This window comes from Lentzea albidocapillata, assembly GCF_000719115.1.
Lineage (GTDB): Bacteria > Actinomycetota > Actinomycetes > Mycobacteriales > Pseudonocardiaceae > Lentzea > Lentzea albidocapillata.
In genome coordinates this window covers 218,126-223,083 of record NZ_JOEA01000005.1, presented here as the reverse complement: position 1 = coordinate 223,083, position 4,958 = coordinate 218,126, and the positions used below count along the sequence as shown (strand labels likewise).

General features: G+C 70.3%; 4 protein-coding genes. All 4 read right to left on the bottom strand.

Annotation, left to right across the window (positions count from 1 at the left end; all coding sequences use genetic code 11):
- Positions 1 to 188 precede the first annotated feature (188 nt).
- From IG04_RS43805 to IG04_RS48580, 4 genes are read right to left on the bottom strand one after another with little or no spacing between them, the layout of a single operon-like run.
- Positions 189 to 1,931 (bottom strand): hypothetical protein, encoded by a 1,743-nt coding sequence (locus IG04_RS43805; protein ID WP_144065141.1) that lies wholly within the window; start codon positions 1,929 to 1,931, stop codon positions 189 to 191.
- Positions 1,932 to 1,940: 9 nt separating this feature from the next.
- Positions 1,941 to 2,447, bottom strand: a complete 507-nt coding sequence (locus IG04_RS0107995) for a YbaB/EbfC family nucleoid-associated protein (RefSeq protein ID WP_030475911.1) — start codon at positions 2,445 to 2,447, stop codon at positions 1,941 to 1,943.
- A gap of 52 nt (positions 2,448 to 2,499) precedes the next feature.
- Complete coding sequence (locus tag IG04_RS0107990; protein WP_030475910.1) at positions 2,500 to 3,255, bottom strand: ESX secretion-associated protein EspG; 756 nt, start codon at positions 3,253 to 3,255, stop codon at positions 2,500 to 2,502.
- The gene (locus IG04_RS48580; protein WP_051769214.1) at positions 3,252 to 4,931 is read right to left on the bottom strand and encodes a PPE domain-containing protein; all 1,680 of its coding nucleotides are present in this window, start codon (positions 4,929 to 4,931) and stop codon (positions 3,252 to 3,254) included. The genes IG04_RS0107990 and IG04_RS48580 overlap by 4 nt, the downstream gene beginning before the upstream one ends.
- Positions 4,932 to 4,958: the final 27 nt, after the last annotated feature.

The window sequence follows — 4,958 nt, the reverse complement described above, 5'->3', positions numbered from 1 at the left end:
GGAGTAACCGCTGTTGCCGGTGGGGCCGCCTCCGCCCGTTCCGCTGGTCGGCGGTGCCGAGGGTGGCGGGTTCGAACCCGGACTCGGCGACGGGCTGGGAGTGACGTTCCCCTTGGCCATGAGCGGCGATTCTCCAGTGCTGCGTCAGAACAAGGCGGGATCGCGGGATCCCGGCTGTTGGCTGGGACTTACTCTGTCGGCCGGACGGAACGCTCGTGCGCGATGGTCGGCCGCAGAGGCTGGGCCGCAGCACCGCCGGCCGCCTCGTACGCCGTGGTCTGCTGCAGCGGCTCGCTCGCAATGAGCGGGTTGACGCTCTCGTAGACGGGTTCGGCGTCGACGCGCGAGTACGCCTCATGAGGCTGTGACGGCTCGAGGGCGTCGTACGCGTGCGACATCTGCGTGCGCGCGAGCGGCTCGTAACCCGACTGGGCCTGCAACGGCTCGGACGGCGTTTCCGGGCTGATGTACATCTCACGCGCTTGCATCGGCTGGACGGCTTCGTACGCCGGCGTCCCCGAGGTCATGCTGACGCCCGACACCATCGTCGAGTCCGAAGCCTCCGAACGGGAGAACGCCACGGGAGCCTGGAGCGCCTCCGCTCGCTGCATCGGCTGCATTGCGTCCATCTGCTGCGTGTGCTGGAACGCCTGTACAGGCTGGTCCGCGATCATGGCGGTGCGTTGCAGCGGCTGTACGGGCTGTTCTGCGCTCACGGCCATGCGCGCCTGCAACGGCTGTTCTGCGCTCACGGCCATGCGCGCCTGCACGGGCTGTTCTGCGGACACGGCCATGCGCGCTTGCATCGGCTGGACCGCGTCCATCGCACGGACAGCGCGCATGGGCTGCAACGGCTCTGCGACGTTCCGCCTGAAGGCCTGCACCGGCTGGTCCGCTTCCGCCGGCCTGAGGGCAGTGTTCGCGAGCGTGGCCTGCGCGGTCCCCTCCTGCTGGACGGCGCCGACACGGGCGTTGGCCAGCGTCGCGCTCGCGGTGCCGGTGCCGTCGGTGCCACCGGGAGGCGTGTTGCCGCCCCCGCCGCCGCCCCTGCCCTCCATCGCCTCGTCGATCTTCTTGTTGACGCCGTCCTGGGCCTTGTAGCCCTCGTAGGTGATCTCGGCGACGTCAGCGGAGTTCTCGAAGCGCTCCCAGCCCTTGCTGACCTTCTTCATGATCTCGTCGAGGTCGCCGATGCGCTTCATCTGCCGGCCCAGGGCGGCGACGACGCGAGCCACGCGGGACGCGATGTTCACGCCCAGCGCGACCGCCTTGCCGACCGCGAAGCCGCCGAAGACCGCGATCGAGGTACCGAAGGTCGGGATCATCATGGCGGCGGCGATGATCGCGCCACCGATCAGCGAACCGATCAGCTGGGCGATCAGGTCGCGGACGATGTCACGCAGCACCGTGACGAGCATGCCCATGATCGCGACGATCTTGGCCTTGCTCTCGACGGCGTTCGCCAGGTCGTCGAGCTCCTGGCCCATGCCGTCCATCGACGTCTTGAAGCGCTCGGACGACGCACCCGTCCAGCCGTCGAACGTCGCGAGGCCGCTCTTGTGGTCCTCCGCCAGTACCCGCAGCTCGGCCGCGCGGGCCTTGTTGGCCTCGACGTTGGCCTGGATCTCCTCCGGGTTGCCCATCAGCTGGTTCAGGGCGTCACGCAGGAACGACACGTGCTCGATCAGCCAGCCGACGCCGGCACCGATGATGCTGCCGAGCGGGTCGATCGCGAACATCACCGTGGCCGAGGCCGCGCCGATGGCGTTGAACGTGATGTCCAGCGCCTTCTCGGTCTCGCTCTCGGCGTCCTTGCTGATGCCGTCGATCAAGCTGCCGTAGGCCTCGATGAACAGCGAGCCCTTGAGCTTGTTCTCCTCGGTGATGTGCATCCCGGGAGGTGACGGGAGGGGAGTTTCAGGCGCGGTCATCGCTGTTCCTTACCAGGGCTGGTTGTCGTCGTCATCGTCGTCGGCCGCACTGCGACGGCCGCGGGCCGGCGCGGGCTGCGGAGTCGCCGCCGGCCTGCTGACCGGGGGAGCCGGAGCAGGTTCCGGCTCGTCGTCGACCTCGTCGTACGGGTCGTTGTCCTCTTCGACCTCGTCGTCCGGGATCGAGTCCGAGACCATCTGGTAGGCCTCGGTGCCCTCACCGAGAGGCTTGAAGAGCTCGAGGACCTGGGTGGCCGCCTGCTTCTGCGCGGCCCGCGCGGTCTCCAGGATCAGCGCGGTGAGCCTGGGCCCGCCGAGCTCGACCGCGCGGTGCCCCAGCTGCAGGTTCTGCAGACCGCCGTTGGGGCCGACCGTCACGGTCACCGCGCCGTCCTTCGACGTCACGGTGGCGGAGGCCGCCGCGACGTTCTCCGTGAGGTCCTCCGACTTCTGCTTCAGGTCGGCCAGCTTGGCCTCGTACTCTTCGACCCACTGATAGGGGTTCGCGGGGTTCACACGGTCCTCCGGCGGCGGCGGTTCAACTACGGTTCGGCTGTGACGCGTCAGTTCACGCGAGCACGGCGTCGATTCGGGTGGCGATGCGGTCGTTGTCGGTCGGCGAGAGGCTCAGCCAGCCGTCCGAGTTGACCATCAGGTAACGGCCCTGGTGGGTGTCGAACCAGTTGATGACGACACCCGACCGCTGGCGGTCCTGGGTGACGCCGAACTGGCCGCCCGCGACGCGGTTCGACGCGAGTTCGCCGAACTGCTTCGCGTCCTGCGCGGACAGACCGGCCTGCTGCAGCGCCTCCTGGTCGTCCACCTGGCCGTCGCCGAACAGGTCGTCGTCCGCATCGGACTCCTCGGCCTCCTGCAGCACGACGGCGTCCTGCAGGGACTGCACCCGCACGTTCACCGCCGTGCCCGGACCGGGCACGGCGTCGGGCAGCACCTTGACGATCTCGCGGGCGATACCGGTCTCCCGGATCTCCAGCAGCCCGACCCGGTCGTCGTCGATGATCGCCAGCGCGGCGCGCTCACCGTTGGAGACGGCGAGCGCCCGCACCGTGCGGTCGAGACCGGCGACGGCGTCCACGGACACCCTGTGGTCGGCGAGCAGCCGCAGGAAGTCCTCGAGGCGGTCGTTGTCCACGAGGCCCCGCGACCGCAGGTCGTCCATCGTCTTCGTGACGAGCACGCGGCGTTCCTGCTCGGTCGCACCCTCGTTCGGCACGTCGAGCGGGTAGGGCACTCTGCCGAGCCGCAGGCCGTGCCACAGGACGTCGAACTCGCGGGGCGAGAGCAGGAACTCGGGCGTGATCAAGACGACTCGGCCCCCTTCTGCTTCTTGACCTTCGCGGCACCGATCACCGACGGGGGCAGGTTCTCACCGGGGACCTCGAACAGGTCGCCGCCCATGATGTAGCTGGCGGAACGGTGTTCCTTGTCCTCCTCGCCACGGCCACCGGCTCCGGGAGCACCACCCATGGGCGCGCCCGCGCCCATGCCGGCACCGGCCGCCGCGGCGCCACCGGGACCCATGCCCATCGGCATGCCGCCACGGCCTGCCTGGCCCTGGACACCGGCCGCGCCACCGGACTGCATCGCGCCACCACCGGCACCCGCGGTACCGCCCGCGCCGCCGCCGAACGCGCCGCCACCACCACCGCCGCCGGCACCACCACCGGCACCCATCTGCGGGGTGTACGGCATGGGGCCCTTCGCGCCCGCGCCGCCACCGGCACCACCACCGGCACCGCCACCGCCGCCACCGCCGCCACCACCGGCGCCGCCGCCCGCGCCACCGGGACCGTTGTAACCGGGCGCCGTCGGCGTGTAGGGAGCGGGACCACCCTTGATGTTCTGCGGGGTGTAGTTCGGGTTCGCGATGTCGCGGCCGACGACCGGGGGCTTCGGGATGTTCTGGTTGCCCCCGCCGGTGTTCGTCTTGCCACCGGGGCCCATCTGCGGCGTGTAGCCGGGACCCATCTGCGGGGTGTAGCTGCTACCGCCGCCACTGCCACCGGTGCCGCTGGTGTGCGTGCTGCCGGGGTTGTAGCCCGGGGCGGTCGGCGTGTAGGCCGCGGCGGTGTTCGTGTTCGTGTTGCCCATCTGAGGCGTGTAGCTGCTGCCGCCACCGGCGCCACCACCCGCACCGCCGCCCGCGCCACCGGGTCCGGTGTAGCCAGGAGCGGAAGGCGTGTAGGCCGCCGCGGCGGGCTGGTTCACGCCACTGCCGCCGCCCGCGCCGCCGTTGGTCACGCCGCTGGTGCTGGAACCCGACTGCTGGCCGAGCGGAGCGGCCGTCGCCGTGCCGGCACTCGCAGTCTGGGTCGACATGAGGCCGTCCACGCCGTTGGTGAATGCGGCCGCGCCGGAGCGCGGCACCGCCATGACCGGTTCCTCGACCTTGCCGGTGTTCGGGTTGAACGGCGGCTTGAAGGCGGGCGTCGACGAGTCGATCTGCCGGGAGTTGTTCTCCATGTTGGTCATCACGCCGACCGCCTGGTCGTGCGCCGCGCGCGAGGCGGCGTTGGCGGCCTGGATGTCGGCGGAGGCCAGCACGAAGGCGGGCGTGCCGGGCTGGGAGAGCGCGGCCGCGGCCTTGTTCCAGTCGAACTGGACGGGCTGGGGCATCTGCGCCCTGGCGGTCTCCATGACACGGCCCTGGTCGGCGACCTTGTTGCCGACCTCGACGGCCGTGCGCGCGGTCTCGTCGACCCAGGTCCCGAGCTTCTTCATCGCGGCGCGGGCGGCCTCGGCGGCGTCACCCGTCCACTTCGACTCGGACGAGGTGATGACCGAGTTGATGACTCGGGACGCCTCGGTAAGCTCGTTGCCGTACTTGCCCCAGTCGGAGCTGATCTGGCCGGCCTGACCGGGGTCGTTGTTGTTGTGCACCGCGGCATACAGCTCTTGGTGCGATCGAGACGCCCAGTTCTGCGGGTCCGTGAGGACAGGGACGTTCTCGACTTCGCTCGGGTCGGTCTCGGGGGGCATGACCGGCTCGCCTCTCACTCCGTTGGA